At 41.4% G+C, this 19,237-nt stretch carries 20 protein-coding genes; 12 read left to right on the top strand and 8 right to left on the bottom strand.

The window, feature by feature from the left end:
* Window positions 1–26: 26 nt before the first annotated feature.
* From DTW91_RS03155 to DTW91_RS03110, 10 genes are all read left to right on the top strand, one after another.
* The gene (locus tag DTW91_RS03155) at window positions 27–857 is read left to right on the top strand and encodes a hypothetical protein (RefSeq protein ID WP_125201965.1); all 831 of its coding nucleotides are present in this window, start codon (window positions 27–29) and stop codon (window positions 855–857) included.
* Between the two features lie 36 nt (window positions 858–893).
* Entirely contained in the window at window positions 894–1,922 is a 1,029-nt protein-coding gene (locus tag DTW91_RS03150) for a 2Fe-2S iron-sulfur cluster-binding protein (RefSeq protein WP_125201964.1), read from the top strand.
* Between the two features lie 39 nt (window positions 1,923–1,961).
* Complete coding sequence (gene nuoH, locus DTW91_RS03145; protein WP_125201963.1) at window positions 1,962–3,026, top strand: NADH-quinone oxidoreductase subunit NuoH; 1,065 nt, start codon at window positions 1,962–1,964, stop codon at window positions 3,024–3,026.
* A 73-nt stretch (window positions 3,027–3,099) separates the two neighbouring features.
* Window positions 3,100–3,657 carry a NuoI/complex I 23 kDa subunit family protein gene (locus DTW91_RS03140; RefSeq protein WP_125201962.1) on the top strand — a complete coding sequence of 186 codons (558 nt, stop codon included), beginning with the start codon at window positions 3,100–3,102 and terminating at the stop codon, window positions 3,655–3,657.
* A complete protein-coding gene (locus DTW91_RS03135; protein ID WP_125201961.1) occupies window positions 3,657–4,154 on the top strand; it encodes an NADH-quinone oxidoreductase subunit J in 498 nt (165 codons plus the stop codon). Before DTW91_RS03140 ends, DTW91_RS03135 begins: the two co-directional genes overlap by 1 nt.
* A 4-nt stretch (window positions 4,155–4,158) precedes the next feature.
* Window positions 4,159–4,488: an NADH-quinone oxidoreductase subunit NuoK gene (gene nuoK / locus DTW91_RS03130; RefSeq protein WP_125201960.1), complete on the top strand. Its 330-nt coding sequence runs from the start codon at window positions 4,159–4,161 to the stop codon at window positions 4,486–4,488.
* Window positions 4,489–4,496: 8 nt separating this feature from the next.
* Window positions 4,497–6,410, top strand: coding sequence for an NADH-quinone oxidoreductase subunit L (gene nuoL / locus DTW91_RS03125; RefSeq protein WP_125201959.1), 1,914 nt, complete (start codon window positions 4,497–4,499; stop codon window positions 6,408–6,410).
* Between the two features lie 8 nt (window positions 6,411–6,418).
* Complete coding sequence (locus tag DTW91_RS03120; RefSeq protein WP_125201958.1) at window positions 6,419–7,912, top strand: NuoM family protein; 1,494 nt, start codon at window positions 6,419–6,421, stop codon at window positions 7,910–7,912.
* 92 nt (window positions 7,913–8,004) lie between these two features.
* A complete protein-coding gene (locus tag DTW91_RS03115) occupies window positions 8,005–9,387 on the top strand; it encodes an NADH-quinone oxidoreductase subunit N (RefSeq protein WP_125201957.1) in 1,383 nt (460 codons plus the stop codon).
* 212 nt (window positions 9,388–9,599) lie between these two features.
* Window positions 9,600–11,453 (top strand): CocE/NonD family hydrolase, encoded by a 1,854-nt coding sequence (locus DTW91_RS03110; RefSeq protein WP_125201956.1) that lies wholly within the window; start codon window positions 9,600–9,602, stop codon window positions 11,451–11,453.
* Window positions 11,454–11,505: 52 nt separating this feature from the next.
* Here DTW91_RS03110 and DTW91_RS03105 read toward each other — a convergent pair whose 3' ends face one another.
* The 8 genes from DTW91_RS03105 to DTW91_RS03070 all read right to left on the bottom strand — a co-directional run bounded on the left by DTW91_RS03105 (window position 11,506) and on the right by DTW91_RS03070 (window position 17,548).
* A complete protein-coding gene (locus DTW91_RS03105) occupies window positions 11,506–12,498 on the bottom strand; it encodes an LLM class flavin-dependent oxidoreductase (protein ID WP_125201955.1) in 993 nt (330 codons plus the stop codon).
* Between the two features lie 76 nt (window positions 12,499–12,574).
* Window positions 12,575–13,171, bottom strand: coding sequence for a hypothetical protein (locus tag DTW91_RS03100; protein ID WP_228412630.1), 597 nt, complete (start codon window positions 13,169–13,171; stop codon window positions 12,575–12,577).
* On the bottom strand, window positions 13,141–13,734 hold the full coding sequence (locus DTW91_RS03095; RefSeq protein ID WP_125201954.1) for a DUF5715 family protein: 594 nt from the start codon (window positions 13,732–13,734) through the stop codon (window positions 13,141–13,143). The genes DTW91_RS03100 and DTW91_RS03095 overlap by 31 nt, the downstream gene beginning before the upstream one ends.
* Before the next feature lie 24 nt (window positions 13,735–13,758).
* Window positions 13,759–14,742, bottom strand: coding sequence for an acyl transferase (locus DTW91_RS03090; protein ID WP_125201953.1), 984 nt, complete (start codon window positions 14,740–14,742; stop codon window positions 13,759–13,761).
* A gap of 27 nt (window positions 14,743–14,769) precedes the next feature.
* Complete coding sequence (locus tag DTW91_RS03085; protein WP_125201952.1) at window positions 14,770–15,531, bottom strand: UDP-2,3-diacylglucosamine diphosphatase; 762 nt, start codon at window positions 15,529–15,531, stop codon at window positions 14,770–14,772.
* Between the two features lie 20 nt (window positions 15,532–15,551).
* Window positions 15,552–15,755, bottom strand: coding sequence for a hypothetical protein (locus DTW91_RS03080; RefSeq protein WP_125201951.1), 204 nt, complete (start codon window positions 15,753–15,755; stop codon window positions 15,552–15,554).
* A 3-nt stretch (window positions 15,756–15,758) separates the two neighbouring features.
* A complete protein-coding gene (locus DTW91_RS03075; protein ID WP_125201950.1) occupies window positions 15,759–16,376 on the bottom strand; it encodes a DUF3575 domain-containing protein in 618 nt (205 codons plus the stop codon).
* A gap of 2 nt (window positions 16,377–16,378) precedes the next feature.
* A complete protein-coding gene (locus DTW91_RS03070; RefSeq protein ID WP_125201949.1) occupies window positions 16,379–17,548 on the bottom strand; it encodes a thioredoxin family protein in 1,170 nt (389 codons plus the stop codon).
* A gap of 196 nt (window positions 17,549–17,744) precedes the next feature.
* Here DTW91_RS03070 and DTW91_RS03065 point away from each other — a divergent pair, with 196 nt between their 5' ends.
* Window positions 17,745–18,461, top strand: coding sequence for a DUF3822 family protein (locus DTW91_RS03065; RefSeq protein ID WP_125201948.1), 717 nt, complete (start codon window positions 17,745–17,747; stop codon window positions 18,459–18,461).
* A 209-nt stretch (window positions 18,462–18,670) separates the two neighbouring features.
* Window positions 18,671–19,237 (top strand): RsmD family RNA methyltransferase, encoded by a 567-nt coding sequence (locus tag DTW91_RS03060; RefSeq protein WP_125201947.1) that lies wholly within the window; start codon window positions 18,671–18,673, stop codon window positions 19,235–19,237.

Below are 19,237 nucleotides of genomic sequence, written 5' to 3'. Positions count from 1 at the left end.
GTAAAAGCAGAAGAAAGAAAAATATAATGAAGAAAATCTTATTGTTATTATTAGCAATCACAAGTGTAGAAGGTATGAGAGCGCAAAGCGAAGCATTCAAAAAAGGATCAGTAATGATTTTTTGGGGTTGGAACAGAGCTTGGTATTCAAATTCGGACATCCATTTTTATGGGAAGGATTATAATTTCACTTTGCATAATGTATCGGCGCACGACCGACCGACGCCTGTCAGCGAGTTTGACCATTATATCGATCCTACCAAAATGTCTATCCCCCAAGTTAATTATAACGTCACTTATTTTATTAATGATAACTTGGGAATTACTTTTGGAATAGATCATATGAAATATGTGATGGATCAGGATCAAACTGTGAAGATAACAGGCTACATTGCTGATCCGCATTATGCCGCGATGATTCAAAATGGACAAGTGGATCTTACCAATGGAGAATTTCTGCAGTACGAGCATACCAATGGTTTGAATTATCTTAATCTGGGAATTCAGAAATTTAGGCAACTATTGAACAAAAAGAATTTTGATATCTTTTGGGGTGCCGGCTTTGGAGCCGGTGTGCTAGTTCCAAAAACTGATGTAATCCTCATGGAAAAAGAGGAAAGTGATCATTTTCACTTAGCAGGATTTGGACTGGATGCCAGAACCAGCGTAAACTTGGTCTTATGGAATCATTTTGTTGCCAAAGCAGAATTCAAATATGCCTATATCAATTTGCCAAGCGTAAGAACTACACAGGAAAATGTAAAAGTAGATAAAGCCATACAGGATTTCAATACTTATGAACTGGTATTCGGTATTGGATATACTTTTAATACAGGAAAGAAACATAATTACAATTAAGACTATTGCTGACGCATATAGCCAAAAGCATACAATATGAGCGAAGAAGTCAAAAAATTTAAAGTTACCATAGACGGACAGACAACGGAAGTCTTGCCAGGCACTTCTATTTTGGAAGCGGCAAGACAGATCGGAGGCAAATCTGTACCACCGGCAATGTGCTATTACAGCAAGTTGGAAAGCAGCGGAGGAAGATGCAGAACGTGTCTTGTGGAAGTATCCAAAGGTTCCGAAGCAGACCCAAGACCGATGCCCAAATTAGTCGCGAGTTGCAGAACAAGCGTGATGGACGGCATGGAAGTCAAAAACTTAACATCCGAAAAAGCACAGGAAGGCAGAAAAGCCGTTACCGAATTTCTTCTGATCAATCACCCTCTGGACTGCCCTATTTGCGATCAGGCGGGGGAATGTCACCTTCAGGATCTGGGTTATGAGCATGGAAATCCGGAAACCCGATATGAGTTCGATAGACGCACTTTCGATGCAGATGACATCGGACCTTATATCAAATTGAATATGAACCGCTGCATCCTGTGTGCAAGGTGCGTCTTGCTAGCCAATCAGCTGACCGAAAAAAGAGAACACGGCATCTTGTACAGAGGAGATCACGCCGAAATCTCTACGATGCTGAACAAAGCCTTGGACAACGATTTCATCGGAAACGTTATCGATGTTTGCCCGGTTGGCGCTCTTACAGACAGAACCGCCCGATTTGCCAGCCGTGTGTGGTTCACCAAACCGTACAATGCCACTTGTTCTTGTACCAAATGCAGCGGAAAAGCCGTCCTCTGGATGAAAGGCGACGAAGTAATTAGAGTTACAGCAAGAAAAAATCAATACGACGAGGTCGAAGACTGGATCTGTAACGAATGCCGGTTCGAGAAAAAAAACCCGGCACTATGGAATATCGAAGGACCAAGACATATCGATAGACATTCGGTCATTTCTCTCAACCATTACGAGAAAAATACCGACAGCTATAATGTGCTGGATAACCCCGACGCCAAAGAGATTGGCGTGGCAGACGAACAACAAATCAAAAAATTAGACAATGAAATCATTTGATATTGTGGAATGCTTCAACATCAAATCCAATAAATCGATATGGAATTACTGACTTTTAAAATCATACTGGTAGTTGCTTTGTTTCTTTTGTCCCTTACCATCGCTGCCTATTCTACGTGGGCAGAGAGAAAAGTAGCAGCTGTGATGCAAGACAGAATCGGCCCCAATAGATCCGGACCTTTTGGATTGCTGCAACCTTTGGCAGATGGCGGCAAATTTTTCTTCAAAGAAGATTTTACTCCGGCCAACGCAGAGAAATTTCTTTTTATCGTGGGACCCTCCTTGGTAATGTTTATTTCCCTGATTACCGGAGCCGTTATTCCGTGGGGTAAATCACTGAATATTGGGGGCGTTTCCTACGATCTGCAGGTGGCCAATATTGATGTTGGCGTTTTGTTCATCATCGGAATGGCCTCCATCGGCGTGTACGGGATTATGATCGGCGGCTGGGCCTCCAACAATAAATATTCCTTAATAGGCGCAATCCGAGCTTCTTCGCAGATGATTTCCTATGAATTGGCAATGGGATTGGCGCTGCTTTCCATCATTATGATGTCGGGAAGTCTTGATCTCAAAGTTATTTCCGAAGCACAAACCCACGGGAAGATCTGGGGATTCATTCCTGCTATTTCCGGAATCAACTGGAATATCCTTTACCAGCCCTTGGCCTTTTTAATATTTTTTATTGCAGCTTTGGCAGAGACCAATCGCAGCCCATTCGACCTGCCGGAATGCGAATCAGAACTGGTCACCGGCTATTCTACCGAATATTCTTCTATGAAATTGGGAATGTATATGTTTGGAGAATATGTCAATGTCTTCATTTCCAATGCCTTTATGGTCGTGCTGTTCTTCGGAGGATACAACTATCCGGGAATCGACTGGGTCACTCAAAACTGGGGAGAAAACGCTGCCGGAATATTAAGCATTCTCGCATTTTTATTAAAAACAATCATCGGAATCTTGATCTTTATGTGGATCCGGTGGACGCTTCCGAGATTCAGATATGACCAATTGATGCACTTGGGATGGAAGACTCTGATTCCGCTGGCACTCATCAATTTAGTTGTGACAGGTGTCGTCATCTTAGCATCAGGAAATTAAAATTGAATAATAAAAAGATATAAGACAAGAATGGTCTGAGATCTAATGTCTAACATCTAACATCTTTAATTAAATGAAACTCACTAACAGATCAAAAGTTGTTTCGAACAAAGAAATGACCTTGGCAGAAAAGATCTACCTTCCTGCGATTTTCAAAGGGATGGGAATCACTTTCAAGCACGCTGTACGAACGGTGATGAAAGGTGCGCCTGCGGTATATTCCTATCCCGAGGTTCAAAAACCGAGAGCTAAAGTATGGCGCGGCTTGCACGTTCTGAAACTTGACGAAGAAGGCCGAGAACGATGTACGGCTTGCGGCCTTTGTGCCGTGGCCTGCCCTGCAGAAGCCATCACAATGACGGCAGGGGAACGCACCAAAGAAGAAACACATCTTTACCGAGAAGAAAAATATGCAATAACCTACGAGATCAATATGCTGAGATGCATCTTCTGCGGAATGTGTGAGGAAGCCTGTCCCAAGTCGGCGATTTATCTTACAGATCGGCTCGTAGATGTGGAACAGAACAGAAATTCCTTCATCTACGGCAAAGACAAATTGGTAGAGAAAATCGATGCACGGATCGATATCACCGAAAGGCAGTCCGAGAAACAAAAAAAAGCTGTAAAATAATGGATCAGATTTTATTTTTTATCGTTGCGTTTTTGGCCATTGCAAGTGCAGTTTACTTCGTTTTTGCCAGGAATCCTCTGCATGCAATCCTTTCCCTCATCGTCACGATGTTCTCCATTGCGGGAATGTACATTCTGCTCAACGCACAATTTCTAGGAATCGTTCAGATTATCGTTTATACCGGTGCCATTATGGTTTTGTTCCTTTACATTTTGATGATGCTCAACCTCAACAAAGAAGACGAAAGCAAAAAGGAGAATCTGCCGAAGTTTATCGGGATTTTCTCAGTTTGTATACTTTTTGTCGGAATGTTGGGCGCCTACAAAGGTCTTAGCGGCAAAACAATGGCAGCGGACAACATCGATTATTCTATCGGTCTGACGAAAAATCTCGGACGCTTATTATTTAACGAATACGTGCTGCCCTTTGAATTGGCTTCAATCCTTATCTTAGCAGGAATCGTGGGCGCTGTTTTGATTGGTAAAAAAGATTTATAAAATTATGGAAGACGTTAATACATTTATACAGCAAGTACCTTTGGAATATTTCATCATTCTCAGCACCGTTTTGTTCTGCCTCGGCGTATTGGGCGTTTTGCTTCGCAAAAATGCCATTGTGATATTGGGTTGTGTAGAATTGATGCTCAATTCCGTCAATCTTCTTTTGGCGGCATTTTCTGCTTACAGTGGCGATGGCAACGGCCAGCTTTTGGTGTTCTTCATTATGGTGGTTGCAGCAGCCGAAGTAGCGGTGGGACTGGCAATTATCGCAATGATGTACAGAAACAGCAAATCGGTGGACGTCAGTATTTTTAATAAATTAAGAGGATAATAAAAGGAATGGAAAATTTAGTTTACGCAATCGTACTTTTACCTTTAGCCGGATTTCTGATCAACGGTCTTTTTGGGAAAAGACTTCCTAAGATGCTTGTGGGCAGTTTGGCAACATTGGTAGTTTTCGCATCGTTTGTTATCACGACCACGATATTTTTAAATTTTAATGAAGACAGTGCGCCTGTTATCATCAAAGCTTTTGAATGGTTCACAGTGAATGGCATTCAGGTTAATTTCGGCTTTCAGATCGATCACTTGTCCTTAATGATGGTGATGATCGTCACCGGCGTTGGGTCGCTCATTCATCTCTACTCTATCGGCTATATGAGCCACGACAAAGGATTTTACAAATTCTTCTCCTACCTCAATCTCTTCATTTTTTCGATGTTGATTTTGGTTTTAGGAAGCAATTATCTCATTTTGTTTATCGGTTGGGAAGGCGTCGGACTTTGTTCTTATCTGTTAATCGGATTTTGGTACACCAATGAAGAATACGGAAAAGCCGCAAGAAAAGCCTTCATAATGAACCGTATCGGCGACCTCGGATTGCTAATCGGAATTTTCGCCATTGCAGCACAGATCAACGCAGTAGATTACCTTTCCGTCGCACAAAACGCTTCAATTTTCGAATTGGACGGAACGCCTATCATATTTATCACAGCCAGTTTGTTGATCGGAGCAACGGGTAAATCTGCCCAGTTTCCGCTCTACACTTGGTTACCGGATGCGATGGCAGGCCCCACGCCGGTCTCTGCATTGATCCACGCCGCTACGATGGTTACTGCCGGTGTCTATCTCGTGGTACGATCCAATTTCTTATTCGTTCTGGCGCCAACGGTGCAAGATGGCATTCTCTTTATTGGATTTTTAACCGCGGCATTGGCGGGCTTCTATGCGCTTCGTCAAAACGATATCAAAAAAGTGCTGGCCTACTCCACAGTTTCTCAACTTGGATTTATGTTCATTGCTTTAGGCTTAGGCGCTTATTCAACAGCGATGTTTCATGTGATGACGCACGCTTTCTTCAAAGCTTTGCTTTTCTTAGGCGCCGGTTCGGTGATCCATGCGATGAGCAACGAGCAGGATATGCGTTTTATGGGCGGTCTGAAAAAATACATCCCGATTACCCACATCACTTTCCTGATAGGGACCTTGGCCATCTCAGGATTTCCATTGTTTTCCGGGATGATTTCCAAAGACGAAATTCTAGTCGCGGCTTATGCCAAAAGTCCCATTTATTGGGTGATGCTTTTCGTTTTGGCAGCCATCACGGCAACATATATGTTCCGGCTCTACTATCTGACTTTCCACGGCGAGTTCCGGGGGAGCGAAGATCAGAAACAGCATCTGCACGAGAGCCCTGCAAATATGACTTTCCCACTAATTGTTTTGGCTATCCTTTCTGTAGTCGGAGGTTTTATTAATCTTCCGCATTATGTCGGCGAAGGTCAGTACGCCAAACTAATGCAATGGCTAAAACCGGTGCTGACGGAAGAAAGTTTCAAACAGATGGAAAATACGCTTTCCGGCGTCAGTTTCAATACAGAAATGATGCTTGCCGGCGCCACCGTTTTGATGTTCTTCGCCGTCTGGATTTTTGTCCGAAATACCTATGTGAAAAAGCAGAAAAGAGCACTTCCCGAAGAGCAATATAGGGGCTGGGAAAAACTATCGGCTAGAAAATTATTCGTAGATGAAATCTATAACGCATGCATCGTGAAGCCTTTCGAGGAAGCCGGCAAGGCTGCGTTGATGTTCGATAAGGCCGTTCTCGATCCTATTGTTAATTTCATCGGATTGGGCGCCCAAGATTCTGGCAGAGCAGCAAAACGACTGCAAAACGGGAATGTGGAAAACTATGTGCTGATTATGTCATTGGCTGTAGGTATTGTACTGATTGTTAACTTTTTTTTGAAATAAAATAAATAATGTCTTATTTACTTTTAACATTATTACTCTTACCGCTCGTAGGTTCGGTTTTGCTCTTTTTCTGGAACAATGCTTCCGGCAAACATGTCGCTTTGGTTTTTGCAATCGCGGAGATGATCTTAGCCTTGTATATGCTTGGGAATTTCGATTTTAATCCAACCGTTGATGCGCCTTTGCAGTACGAAATCACCTATCCCTGGTCCAGCTACATCAAGAGCAACTTCAATTTTGGGATCGATGGGATGAGCATGCTAATGGTGCTGCTGACCAATATTTTGGTTCCCCTGATTGTTTTGTCATCTTACAACGAAACCAAAGGCTATCCCGCTTCTTTCTACGCCCTTATTTTGTTGATGCAGTTCGGATTGTTGGGGGTTTTCACGTCTTTAGACGGCTTGTTGTTTTACATCTTCTGGGAAGTTTCTTTGATCCCAATCTGGTTGATCGCCGGGATCTGGGGTCAAGAAGACAAGCGCATCAAAGTCACGACCAAGTTCTTCGTTTACACTTTCGTGGGATCGCTGTTTATGCTCATCGGACTCATTTATGTTTACAACCAATCGGCCTCTTTTGCTTTGACAGATCTCTATAACGCCGACCTCAATATCAATCAGCAGACGGTAATTTTCTGGTTCATCTTCTTTGCATTTGCCGTCAAATTACCAATTTTCCCGTTCCACACTTGGCAGCCCGATACTTATACTTACGCGCCTACACAAGGCTCGATGCTACTGTCCGGTATTATGTTGAAGATGGCCGTTTATGGCGTATTAAGATATTTGTTACCAATCACACCATTAGCAATTGGCGGAATTTCCGGCGAGATTGTCATTATCCTTGCCGTCATTGGCGTTATTTATGGCGCATTGATCGCTATGATTTCCACAGACAGCAAGCGGCTGATAGCCTTCTCATCGCTTTCCCACGTGGGACTGATTGTCGCTGGGATTTTTTCCAGTGCGGTTGTCACGATGCGAACAGGATTGACTTTCGAAGGCGGACAAGGTGCGATGATTCAGAGTTTTGCTCACGGTATCAACGTCGTAGGATTGTTCTACTGCGCCGATATTCTTTATAAAAAATTCAAAACAAGAGACATCAGAAAAATGGGCGGTTTGGCAAAAGTGGCACCTAAATTTGCCGTTTTGTTTATGATTATTCTGCTGGGCGCCACCGCAGTGCCATTGACAAATGGCTTCATTGGAGAATTCATCTTGCTAAAGTCGGTTTATGATTATAATTTGATAATGTCTGTAATGGCTGGTTTGACGATCATCCTCGGCGCTGCCTATATGCTTCGATTTTACGGAAAAACAATGTTCGGGCAGGGCGACGATGCAGTTCTGGCAACCACAAAAGACATCAGCAGTGTCGAGTTTACGGTATTGGCCAGTTTATCCGTTTTTGTAATTGTTTTGGGCATTTATCCACAACCTGTTATAGAAATGGTGACGAGCTCAGTGAGCTTCATTTATTCATCAATGATCAATTAATCGACGGGCTTTTAAATAAATTAAGAAAATCTAAATTATAGGCTTCAGACTTCCCACCTCGGGCTTCTGATTTATAAGAAACAAATAAAGAAATGGGTGTTTTAATAGTTTTATTCCTTACGGCAGTTCTTGCATTATTTTCAGGCGTTTTCGAAAAGGGAAAGTACGCCAGATATATTGGCATCGCAGGATTGATTATCGGTTTATATGTCAGTTTTCTTCCCGAATGCGAATTTTTTGCACAATACAGATCGATGTATGAGTATGGAAGCAATGCGGCGCTCTTCACCAAGATCTCGGTGCTGGTGACTTTGCTTTTGTTCTTTTTGGGCGGCTTCGCATTCAGCAACCATAGGAGCCACCAGTCGGAACTCTACGCCTTGATGCTGTTCGCGCTATGCGGAGGAATCGTCTTATTTGGCTTCCAAAATCTTGTGACCTTGTTCTTGGGAATAGAAATTCTCTCCATTCCACTGTACGTAATGGCCGGAGCCAATAAAACCGATCTTCGTTCTACGGAAGCCTCTATGAAATACTTTTTGATGGGTGCCTTTGCCACAGGCTTCCTTTTGTTTGGGGTCGCGTTGGTTTATGGCAGCTCAGGCAGTTTTGATCTTTACACAATTCACGATTTTGCCATCAATAATTCCAAAAATTTGATGTTGATAATGGGCGCTATTTTGATGCTTTGTGCTTTGGCGTTTAAAGTTTCTTTAGCACCTTTTCATATGTGGAGCCCCGATGTTTACCAAGGTTCACCCTCTTTGATTACTGCTTTTATGGCGTCGGTGGTCAAGGTTTCTGGTTTCTTTGCACTATTCAAATTGATGACCATCGCTTTCGGCGGACTTGCCGGCGACTGGCTCAATATCTTGGGAGTCTTCATTATCATCACCTTGCTCTTGGCCAACGTGATGGGGCTGGTTCAGACCAATGCGAAAAGAATGCTCGCGTATTCGTCCGTTTCGCACGCGGGCTATATTGCTTTGATATTTTTCGGAATCAATAACTTGTCAACTTACATTTTAGGATATTATCTGTTTGCCTATTCGTTAGCCACAGTGGGCGTTTTCATCAGTTTGCTATGGGTAGAGAAGGTGAAAAAAGAGACCTCTTTTGCGGCATTTAACGGGCTTGGAAAGAGAGAACCATTTTTGGCCGTCGTTTCCACAGTTTCTATGTTATCGATGGCTGGTATTCCTTTGACGGCCGGTTTCATCGGGAAATTAGGCATCTTCAATCAGGCTATTGGCGGCCATTACGAGTTTTTGGTGTTGATTGCCATCTTGGGTTCAGCGCTCAGCATTGCATACTATTTGAGATTGATTATCGCGATGTTTTTCTACAAAGAAGACAACTTCCAAAATACCGAAAGAGCCACTGCCACGTACAATATAATTTCTGTCCTCATCGTCTTGGCATTGGTTTCGATGGGCATTGTACCGGATCTTTTTGCGAAGCTTTTCGGACTTTAAGGAATTGATATTACAAAAAATATCAAGCTCCGGGTTTTTGACTCGGAGCTTTTTTTGATGACAATTTTTCTGCAGATTATGACGTAATGCCAATTTTTCTATATTTTATAGTCAAATAAATTAACTTAAAATTCAACTTCTAACCAACACATAAATTTTTCCCCTTTCAATTCCATCAAAAATCCCTATTTTTATTGCCAAATATTTTACCAATGAAGCGATTATTATTATTTTTCTGTTTGATTACCGTAACTTTCGGGGTTTCGCAGACCAATGCCGTTCAAGATAACTACACCAAAAAAGAGGTCTATATCCCAATGCGAGACGGCACCAAACTGTTTACCATCATCTATACTCCAAAGGATATTTCGAAAACCAATAAATATCCCATCATCCTGAACAGAACCTGCTACAGCATTGCACCGTACGGCGAAACGAATTTCAAAAAAAGACTGAACCCCAACAAATTCATTGAAAAAGAAAAATATATCTTCGTCTTCCAAGACGTGCGCGGCAGATATATGAGCGAAGGCACTTTCACGAATATGACACCGCAAGTGGATCACAAAACCAAAAAAGATGTCGATGAAAGTACAGATACGTACGACACCGTGGATTGGCTGGTGAAAAATATAACATTCAACAACGGAAAAGTAGGGCAATACGGAACTTCATATCCCGGATTTTACACCGCAGTCGGCACTTTGTCCACTCATCCTGCTTTGGTGGCTTCATCGCCGCAAGCCCCAATTTCTGACTTTTGGTATGATGATTTCCACCACAATGGCGCTTTTTTGATGAGCTATTTCAAAACTTTTCCGGTCTTTGGCGTTGCTAAAACTAAGCCCGAAAAAAACGCTTGGTTTGCCGACAAAATGATAAAACCCGCTTCAGAAGATGGCTATCTTTTTTATAAAAATATGGGAACTTTGAAAGACGGGGTCGATCAATATTACAAAGACAATTTCTTTATGCAGGAAGTAGTAAATCACCCCAATTACGACGACTACTGGCAAAAAAGAAACCTCATTCCGCATCTTAAAAACATCAATCAAGCCGTGATGACGGTTGGCGGTTGGTTTGATGCTGAGGATCTGAGAGGTCCTTTGGAAATCTATAAAACCATCGAAAAGACTAGTCCGAAAGCGAAAAACACGATTGTAATGGGGCCATTTTCTCACGGCGGCTGGAACTACGACTCCGGAAAGCATTATCACAACGATATCTACTTCGGAGACAGCATTGCCACATTTTATCAGAAAAATATAGAGCAACCGTTCTTTCATCATTATTTGAAAGAAGATTCCAAAATCGCTGCTAAACTGCCGGAAGCCTATATGTTCGATACCGGAAAAAAAGAATGGGCAACTTTCGAAAATTGGCCTCCAAAACAAGCTCAAAAACAAACTTTCTATCTCAACAGTTCGGGAACGCTTGCTGCAACGCGGGAAAACCCAAAAACTTTTTCGTTTTATATTTCCGATCCTGCAAAGCCTGTTCTTAGCAGCGAAAATTACCGAGATATGAACGGCTTTACACCGAGAAATTATATGAGTGAAGATCAGCGTTTTGCAAGCTACAGACCCGATGTTGCCACCTTCACCACCGAGGTTTTGGAAAATGATTTGACTTTGGCTGGAGAGATTTTAACCAAATTGATGGTCACTTCTTCCTCCACCGATGCAGATTTCATCGTGAAATTAATCGATGTCTATCCCGCCGATGAAAAATCAAATCCCGACAAACCGAACGTGGTCTTTGCCAATTATCACCAAATGGTACGGAGCGAAATAATGCCCGCGAGATTCCGCAATAGTTTTGAAAAACCAGAACCTCTCATTCCCAACAAAAACACTGCGGTGAACGTGAAATTGCAAGACGTTTTCCACACTTTTAAAAAGGGACACAAAATCCAAATTCAGGTGCAGAGCACTTGGTTTCCACTGATGGCGCTCAATCCGCAGAAGTTTTTAGAAAATCCTTATTTAGCGACCAAAGCTGATTACGAAAAAGCCGAAATCCGAATTTTCAGCGCAAGCACCATAGAATTTGATGTTTTGAAATAAAGATAATTGAAATAAAAACAGAAAGCACAAACCTACAATTTGTGCTTTTGTCTTATAAGGATTTGATGATGTCTGCCGTGATTTCGTATGATTTTTGTTTGGCATCGAAATCATAAATATTTCCGGAAACTATGATTTCATCGGGTTTGTAATCTTTTGCAAACCTTGTCAATTTTTCCGTCAAAGTTTCTCGGTCTCCTACGAAAGTTTTGGCCGCCATTCTGTTGAGATGAAGTGCCACCTCATCGGAAATATGTTCCAAATCTGTTTCTTCCGGAGGCAAAAGCGGTTGACGCTGATCGGTCAAAATACTTACAAACGCCTGAAAATGAGAGGTTGACAGATACTGTGCTTCCTCTACCGAATCGCCAGCAATAATATTAACACAAACCAACACATAAGGCTCGTCCAAAAACTCGGAAGGCTGGAAGCGCGATCTGTAAATCTCCAAAGCTACGTCCAACTGCGATGGTGCAAAATGTGCGGCAAATGCATAAGGCAGACCCAATTTAGCTGCCAAAAAAGCCGAATCTGTGGAACTTCCCAAGATAAAAAGTGGCACATCTGCCCCTTCTCCGGGAATGGCTCTCACTTTGGAATCTGCATTCTTCGCCGACATATATTTTTGCAGTTCTTTGATGTGAAATTCAAAATTATAGTTGGGTGTGAAATTGTTACCTCGCAAGGCACTCGCCGTGAGCATATCGGTTCCGGGTGCTCTTCCTAATCCGAGATCTATTCTGCCGGGAAATAGTGCGTCCAGTGTCCCAAATTGTTCTGCAACAGACAGCGTAGAATGATTCGGAAGCATAATGCCGCCCGAACCTACTCGTATAGTTTCTGTTTTGCCGGCAACGTGCGCAATCAAAATGGCGGTTGCGGCGCTGGCAACGTTCGGAAAATTGTGATGTTCGGAAAACCAATATCTTGTAAACCCCAGTTTTTCTGCATTTTGCGCAGATTTTACGGATTTCTGAAAGGTGGTGTGGATGTCGTCACCTTTAATGATGGTCGCTAAATCCAGAATTGAATATTTGATTGCCATAATGAATCGTCTTTGTACAACTCTTTGATTCAAAAAGCAAACCATCAACGAAAAGAATTAAATATCAGAAATTTTGTCAGTGTTTCCGCGATTTAATTTTACTTTCAAAAGGCTTTTTGAAGATGAATTCTTCGTGTTTTCCTTTAAGTTCAAATTTTTTGATGAGGAGATTTCGAGCCATATTCCGAATAAAATAATCTTTGTCGCACAGCTTCCAGTAAGAATCCTCGTGAATTTTTTTCGGATGACGGATTTTGTAGAAAGTAGTTTCCCAATAATCCTCGTTGTGATAAAACTCGATGATGCCACAATGCTCCGGAATCGTCTGATGATCTATCATCCCCATCGGCAGGAGAAAGCTGAAGGCATTGCAGAGATAATCGCCGCAAGCAATCTTGTCGTGCTTCAGAAACTTCTCGCCGGTTTTCTGATTGGTATATTGTTTTTTAAAATCATTTTTGAAATCGGCTTTTGATAATTTAATTTCTATTTCGTGACTGAAACCTTCGCCGTTGATGGTGAGAATATCCGCTTCCCAATCGGAATGGAAAAAATTGGTCAAAACGATTTCTTTGTCAAAATCGCATTGGGTATTGACAAAACTGTGGACGAGTTCTTCTATTTTGAGCATCATCATTTCAATTAATATCGGCGAACGGTCACGTGATAGCAACTTTGCTGTTTTTCCTTGATGTAAAAAATGCGACCCATATTTTTGTATTCTTCCAGCAATTTTTCCAACTTATTTTCCAGCTTGGGATCGACTTTTAAAAGATGATTAAACCGAACATACGAAATATCGAAAGCGGCGCCGTAGTTATGCGAACTAATTCCCAACGATGCATTGCTATTGACTTTTCGCAGGTTGCATTGGTCTTCCATAGTTCTGGTGACCGATGATACCACGAAAAAGCTCTTGGTTTCTGTTGCAAATTTATTAGCCATATTTTCCAGAGTGGCTCTTGCTTTTTTCACCAAATAAGGCCGGCTGTACTCTAAAGTCTGCAAGCGATAACCACGCGATTTCTTTTTCACTTTCACAAATTTTCCTTTGGCAATATAACGATCCACAGATTTGGAATCTTCGAGAATCTTGATGCCAAAATTTTGAGCAGCCAATAAATGAGGCTTGTAAAGATTGGTAGGTTGTACTTTCAGAACTTCTTTGAGGTCATAGCATTTTTGAGATTTGAAAAAACTGAAACTCAAAAGAAAAATTAAAAGTAAAGATCTCATTAACAACTAATTAATATAAAAAATTCACGAAACCAAAAGACTGCAACCGCGGATATCCGAATGATCTATCCTTCCCAAAACCTGAAAACTCCCATTTTCTTGACGGCCCAAATCCTGCGTTGCGATGAACGAGCAAGAATGCCGGTTGGCCAAATCTATGATATTGATGGCGCCTGTTTTCCCATCTTCAACGTAAGAGAAAGGATCTTCGGTATTTCTGATGAGAATGCGCATCCAGTCGGGATTTCTGTACCAATTTCCTCCCAAAGAATAAGCCTGCGAGAGCAATTCGGTCATCGAATATTCGGAAAAAATCCTCTCGGTCTGGAAGCCGTTTTTAAAAATGTTTAGAAGCTCATCTTTGGTCATTTCCTCTTTTCTACCCTTCATTCCACCGGTTTCGATTATGGTTAGCATATCCGTGTTGTTTAGCTTCAAAGAATTGGCGTTGCAAAAATCCAAAAAATCCAGCAACGCAAAAGAAACGCCGAAAAGAATGACTTTTTTGTCTTTCAAAGTTTTAATTAAATCGAACAATTGCTGATGGTTGTAGAGGAAATAGCCATTTTCGGATTTTCCTGATTTTTTCATCAGAAAATCAATCATATAAATCAAAGAAGAGTGCGGATTTTCTGAATAATTAGGAAGCAAACCGAGGAAAATATAGTCTTCAGGCTTCCCAATAAATGCTGCGAAACTTTTATAAATGCTTGCTTCGTAAAGCGAAAAATCGGCAATATAATGTTTGGAACGGTTCATCTGAGTGGTTCCCGAGCTTTCAAAATAATGTTCTGCCGTGCAATTTTTGTCCAAAACCAAGTGGTTTTTGAACATTTCGATGGGCAAAAACGGAATATCGAGGACTTGCTTTATTTGGCTGGAATCTATCTTTAGATAATCAACAAACTTTTGATAGACTGCTACATTTTCATATTGATAACGGAAAGTTTCGAGACAAGCCTCCTGAAAATCGGATTCTGTTTTTATGTCGAAAATAGACTGCTTCATTATGTTCCAATCAAATTTTGAATATTGTCATTCGAATGTTTTCAATTCAAAAGATACTCCGTCGAAAACGCCGTAGGTAAAATAGACGATCCAATCGCCAAGATTGATATATTTTGCGCCTTTTTCCAAGTCAACAACCAGCGGCAAATGGCGATGTCCAAAGACGAAAAAATCGATATTCTCGGTTTTGAGTTTCTCTTTGGAATACTGGATCAGAAATTCTTTGTCTTCGCCCAGAAAAGCCTTGTCTTCCTCTCCCGAGATCAGTTTATTTTTCTGAGACATATAGTTGGCAATCCTCATCGCGATATCGGGATGAAGCCATCGGAAAAGCCATTGCGCAACGGGATTGGTGAAAATTCTCTTCATCCTTTTGTAGCCTTTGTCGCCGGGTCCGAGGCCGTCGCCGTGAGCCAGCAAAAAGTTTTTGCCACAAATCTCATAGTATCTTTTGTCGAAATAAACAGGAATACCCAATTCTTCTTCAAAGTAATTTTTCATCCACAAATCGTGATTTCCCACGAAAAAAAAGATCGCGATCCCGGAATCTTTTAACTCGGCAATCTTGCCCAAAACGCGGATGTAGCCTTTGGGTACCACATATTTCCACTCGTGCCAAAAATCGAAAAGATCGCCCATCAAAAAGAGAACCTGAGCATCGTTCTTGATGCTATCCAGCCAACGGATAAACTTCTCCTCCCTAATTTTGCTCTCTTTCGCATTGGGGACGCCGAAATGCTGATCGGAAGCGAAGTATATCTTTTTTTTGGGGTCGAGATCAATCGTCATATCTGAAAATAAGAGAAAAATTAATCAAAATTATTTCGGTCGTCTTCCCGATCTCTTCTGCTGTAAATCCACAATCCTATTCCAAGGCCAACTACTGCGGCGAAACCTGTGAGCAACGCTCTTGATAATCTGTCCCGAGCATCGTTCCCGATGTAATTCATCAGAAAAACAAGGACAAAAGTGAGGAGGAGAATCAGTGCATATTTTGAAAGATTCTTGTTCATACTTTATAGTTTATAGGATATCATAACACCTGCTTTGAAAGGAATGATCTCGCCGCTTTTGTCCCAGTGTTCCACATCGTCATATCGGTTTTCCGGGGTTTCGGGCAAGCCTTCTACATAACCTTTGTAAAAGCCCTGCTGATTGCCCACGCCCAGGAATATGTCCATATTCCATCGGTCGGCAAGCCGGAACTGATAGCCGCCCGTGACACCCATCATATAAGAAAAACCCTTCTGATAAAGTTGATTTTTTCGGTAGGGTGTCAGATTTCCTTCTTTATCCGTGTAAAGTTCATTGCCCCAATAATTCCATTTTTGAACATTGAAAACGCCAAAACCGATGCTGGCGCCAACATACCAATGTTTGAAGGCCTCATCGAAATAATATCTACCTTCCACAGTTCCAATCGCAAACAGAGCCCGACGCCCATCAAAGGATTTCCAAGGCGAAACGAAGATGTCGGCCTGGCCGGTAAAATGCTCTGAAAAGCGGCGTTCTACACCCACATTCAGCATCCCGATCGTCAGAAACAATGCATTTCCTTTGACATAGGTTTCGTTTTTTTGAGAAAAGCCAAGCGTTGAAACAGCGATTAAAATAAGGGTTACCGGTTTTTTCATCGTCATTTTTTATTCAGGATTTCGTTCATTTTGGTGGCCTCTCTGTTTTCTTCTTTAGCGAAGTTAGCTGCCATTCCCGCGAACATTTTGGCTTCGTCTTTTTTTCCCAATTTATCATACAAAATCGCGAGCACACTTACCGAATCATAATTTTCCTGAGTCATCACCACTTTCTCCGCCCATCTTGCAGCGCTTTGGAGCGATTGCGGATTGGAAACATGTTCCGCAAATACGCTTGCAGCAGCCAATAATTCTGAGTTGTTGAAATCGTCCGGATTTTTGTAATATTCCAAAGCGGTTTTTTCGTAAGCAGGATAATTCTCGTGCGCGATGTAATAATTGAGTTTGTAAATATTCAGGCTTTTGACAAGATCGTCTTTTGGGAGCAGGCCTTCGCCTTCTTTCAGAACTTTGGCATCGTCGATGGTTTTCGTTTTATCGTCTGTGGCAGCGGTTACGAGTTTCATCAACTTGAGATAATTATCGAACTGGGTATAATTTTTCTCGGTCAATAACTCTACGATTGCGGCCTTATTGTCCACAAAAACTTTGTAATTGGCATCATCCACAGATTGAGTAAAATTCAGGAGCGCATTGATTTCTTCTCCGGAAAAAGATTTGTCCTTCTTGTTCGCAAAATATTTTTCGGAGGCTTGCTTTGCCAAAAAGGGGTCTTTGCCCGCATAAAGATTGATAAAGCTAAGCAAAGTCTTCTGATCCAAATGCCCTTTCAGAAAGGCTTCTTTCAAATTGGTATTCACGAGGTTCGGGTTGTTATTCTTCTTCCCCAAAGCCAAAAAATCTTCGGCATTCAAATAGCCCAATTCTTTGCCAACCACTTCGCCTTCTGCATTTAGGAATAATAAAGTTGGATAACTTCTGATGCCATATTTCGCGGCAAGATTTGGACCCTCGCCTTTTTCCATATCAAAATGGGCATTGATGAAATTTTTGTTGTAATAATCTGCTACATTTGCATCGGTGAAAACGTTGCGTTCCATCAGCTTACAAGGGCCACACCACGCAGCATAAGCATCGAGGAAAATAAGTTTTTTTTCGCTTTTGGCTTTGGCAAGAATCGCGTTGAAATCGGTATCTTCGAACTTGATATTCGTCTGCGCAAAACCAAGCTGAATGGCGAATATTAAAAAGAAAAGTGATAATCTTAGCATCGGAAATTAAATCAAATTATCTTGCGAAGATAACCAATTCTGCAAGAATTGACCGCGTTTGGAAACCTAAAGTTTTAATTTTTTAACTTTGCAAAGCATATCCGGTGCGGGCAGACTCATCAAAATCTCTGAGTGAAGAATTCAAAACGGAAGACGAAAAAGCGGTGCAAAAAATTAATTTTATTGATATTAAGATATGAGGAAATTGTCCTTACTTTTTACGAAAGATGGCTTGCAATGGCAGATTTCTAAGTCCAGAAAGGTTTTGGAAGAAAAAATCTGGTTGCAGGATGAGGAAACGCCGGCGAATCTGGTGGCGGAAAAACTGCACGAGGTTTTGGCTTCCGAAAAGTTTGCCGAAATTGCCGTCATCTCGGCTATAAACCATTTTTCTTTGGTAGAAGAAGGTTTTGACCGGCACGATTTGGGTTACGATCTGATTGCCTACAATGCCGATGTGAACAAAGATTCGGAGGAGTTGATGCTGGCTGTCAATAAGAAATTTGGAGTTCAGTTCTACTACAGTTTTCCGAAAGATTATTATCAGAAAATCAAGGCGTTGGATGTTCCGGTTCTTTTTAATTTTTCCGGTGAGAAATTTCTAAATTCTATAAACGTCAAAAACAGAAAGGAAATCCACGTCAATCTCTATCATCAGCAAGCGGAATTTTTTGCAATTGAAGACAAAAAAGTCATTCTTTATAACAATCTCGATGCGACTTCGGAGGTTGATTTCCTTTATTTCATTATGTTTAGCTTGAGCAAAATCGATTTTGGACTCTCCGAAACTTACTTTTACATTTATGGTGAAACTTCGGAAAACGAAACCTTCATCTCGGAAATGCAGAAATTTGTCCCCAATCTGAAAATCGTTTTCGACAACTTGCACAAGAAGAATTTTGTGCTTGCTTAATTTTTTTAAACTACAAAAGTCACAAAAGAAGATTTAAAAATCAAAAACCGGAAAGTTCAAAAAAGGAATAATTTAAACCACGCTTTTTTGGACTTTAGAAAAACCTAAAATCCCGAAAAACTTTTGTGCCTTTTGTGGTTAAGCACATCATTTTGAATTATCAATCATCAACTATCAATTATCAACTATCAATCATCAACTAGTCAATTATGTACAGAATAATCTCCGGAAAATGGAAGGCCAAGAAAATTGCAGCCCCAAAAAACTCCGACGTGCGCCCAACGACAGACTTTGCAAAGGAAGCGCTGTTCAGCATTATCGAGCATCGGTTCGACTTGGAATTCTGCTCGGTTTTGGATCTTTTTGCAGGCATCGGTTCCATCACTTTAGAATTTGCTTCCCGAGATTGCCAAGACATCACGGCTGTCGAATTGAATCCCAAACACGCCGGTTTCATCAATGCGACGGCTCAGGAATTGGGAATGGGATTGCAGGTGAACACGCAGCGTTTTGATGTTTTCGATTGGCTGAAAAGAAAGAAAAATCATGAGAAAAAATACGATATTATCTTTGCTGATGCACCTTTCGAAACCGACGAAAATAAATATAACGAGCTGATTGATTTGGTTTTATCTAATGATTTACTGAAACCAAACGGACTGTTTATTTTGGAGCATCAAAGCCGGCAAAAATATGCACATCCGAACTTGAAAGACAGCAGAAAGTATGGCAACATTAATTTTTCGTTTTTCGAAGCCAAAGCCATTTATGAATAG

The sequence above is a fragment of the Chryseobacterium sp. SC28 genome (assembly GCF_003932955.1).
Classification (GTDB): Bacteria; Bacteroidota; Bacteroidia; order Flavobacteriales; family Weeksellaceae; genus Epilithonimonas.
This window is presented reverse-complemented; position numbering and strand designations above follow the sequence as displayed.

Bases quoted from the DNA above. Each gene is read 5' to 3' on its own strand.
- DTW91_RS03155 (WP_125201965.1), top strand. From the start codon at position 27: ATGAAGAAAATCTTATTGTTATTATTAGCAATCACAAGTGTAGAAGGT.
- DTW91_RS03150 (WP_125201964.1), top strand. From the start codon at position 894: ATGAGCGAAGAAGTCAAAAAATTTAAAGTTACCATAGACGGACAGACA.
- nuoH (WP_125201963.1), top strand. From the start codon at position 1,962: ATGGAATTACTGACTTTTAAAATCATACTGGTAGTTGCTTTGTTTCTT.
- DTW91_RS03140 (WP_125201962.1), top strand. From the start codon at position 3,100: ATGAAACTCACTAACAGATCAAAAGTTGTTTCGAACAAAGAAATGACC.
- DTW91_RS03135 (WP_125201961.1), top strand. From the start codon at position 3,657: ATGGATCAGATTTTATTTTTTATCGTTGCGTTTTTGGCCATTGCAAGT.
- nuoK (WP_125201960.1), top strand. From the start codon at position 4,159: ATGGAAGACGTTAATACATTTATACAGCAAGTACCTTTGGAATATTTC.
- nuoL (WP_125201959.1), top strand. From the start codon at position 4,497: ATGGAAAATTTAGTTTACGCAATCGTACTTTTACCTTTAGCCGGATTT.
- DTW91_RS03120 (WP_125201958.1), top strand. From the start codon at position 6,419: ATGTCTTATTTACTTTTAACATTATTACTCTTACCGCTCGTAGGTTCG.
- DTW91_RS03115 (WP_125201957.1), top strand. From the start codon at position 8,005: ATGGGTGTTTTAATAGTTTTATTCCTTACGGCAGTTCTTGCATTATTT.
- DTW91_RS03110 (WP_125201956.1), top strand. From the start codon at position 9,600: ATGAAGCGATTATTATTATTTTTCTGTTTGATTACCGTAACTTTCGGG.
- DTW91_RS03105 (WP_125201955.1), bottom strand. From the start codon at position 12,498: ATGGCAATCAAATATTCAATTCTGGATTTAGCGACCATCATTAAAGGT.
- DTW91_RS03095 (WP_125201954.1), bottom strand. From the start codon at position 13,734: ATGAGATCTTTACTTTTAATTTTTCTTTTGAGTTTCAGTTTTTTCAAA.
- DTW91_RS03090 (WP_125201953.1), bottom strand. From the start codon at position 14,742: ATGAAGCAGTCTATTTTCGACATAAAAACAGAATCCGATTTTCAGGAG.
- DTW91_RS03085 (WP_125201952.1), bottom strand. From the start codon at position 15,531: ATGACGATTGATCTCGACCCCAAAAAAAAGATATACTTCGCTTCCGAT.
- DTW91_RS03080 (WP_125201951.1), bottom strand. From the start codon at position 15,755: ATGAACAAGAATCTTTCAAAATATGCACTGATTCTCCTCCTCACTTTT.
- DTW91_RS03075 (WP_125201950.1), bottom strand. From the start codon at position 16,376: ATGAAAAAACCGGTAACCCTTATTTTAATCGCTGTTTCAACGCTTGGC.
- DTW91_RS03070 (WP_125201949.1), bottom strand. From the start codon at position 17,548: ATGCTAAGATTATCACTTTTCTTTTTAATATTCGCCATTCAGCTTGGT.
- DTW91_RS03065 (WP_125201948.1), top strand. From the start codon at position 17,745: ATGAGGAAATTGTCCTTACTTTTTACGAAAGATGGCTTGCAATGGCAG.
- DTW91_RS03060 (WP_125201947.1), top strand. From the start codon at position 18,671: ATGTACAGAATAATCTCCGGAAAATGGAAGGCCAAGAAAATTGCAGCC.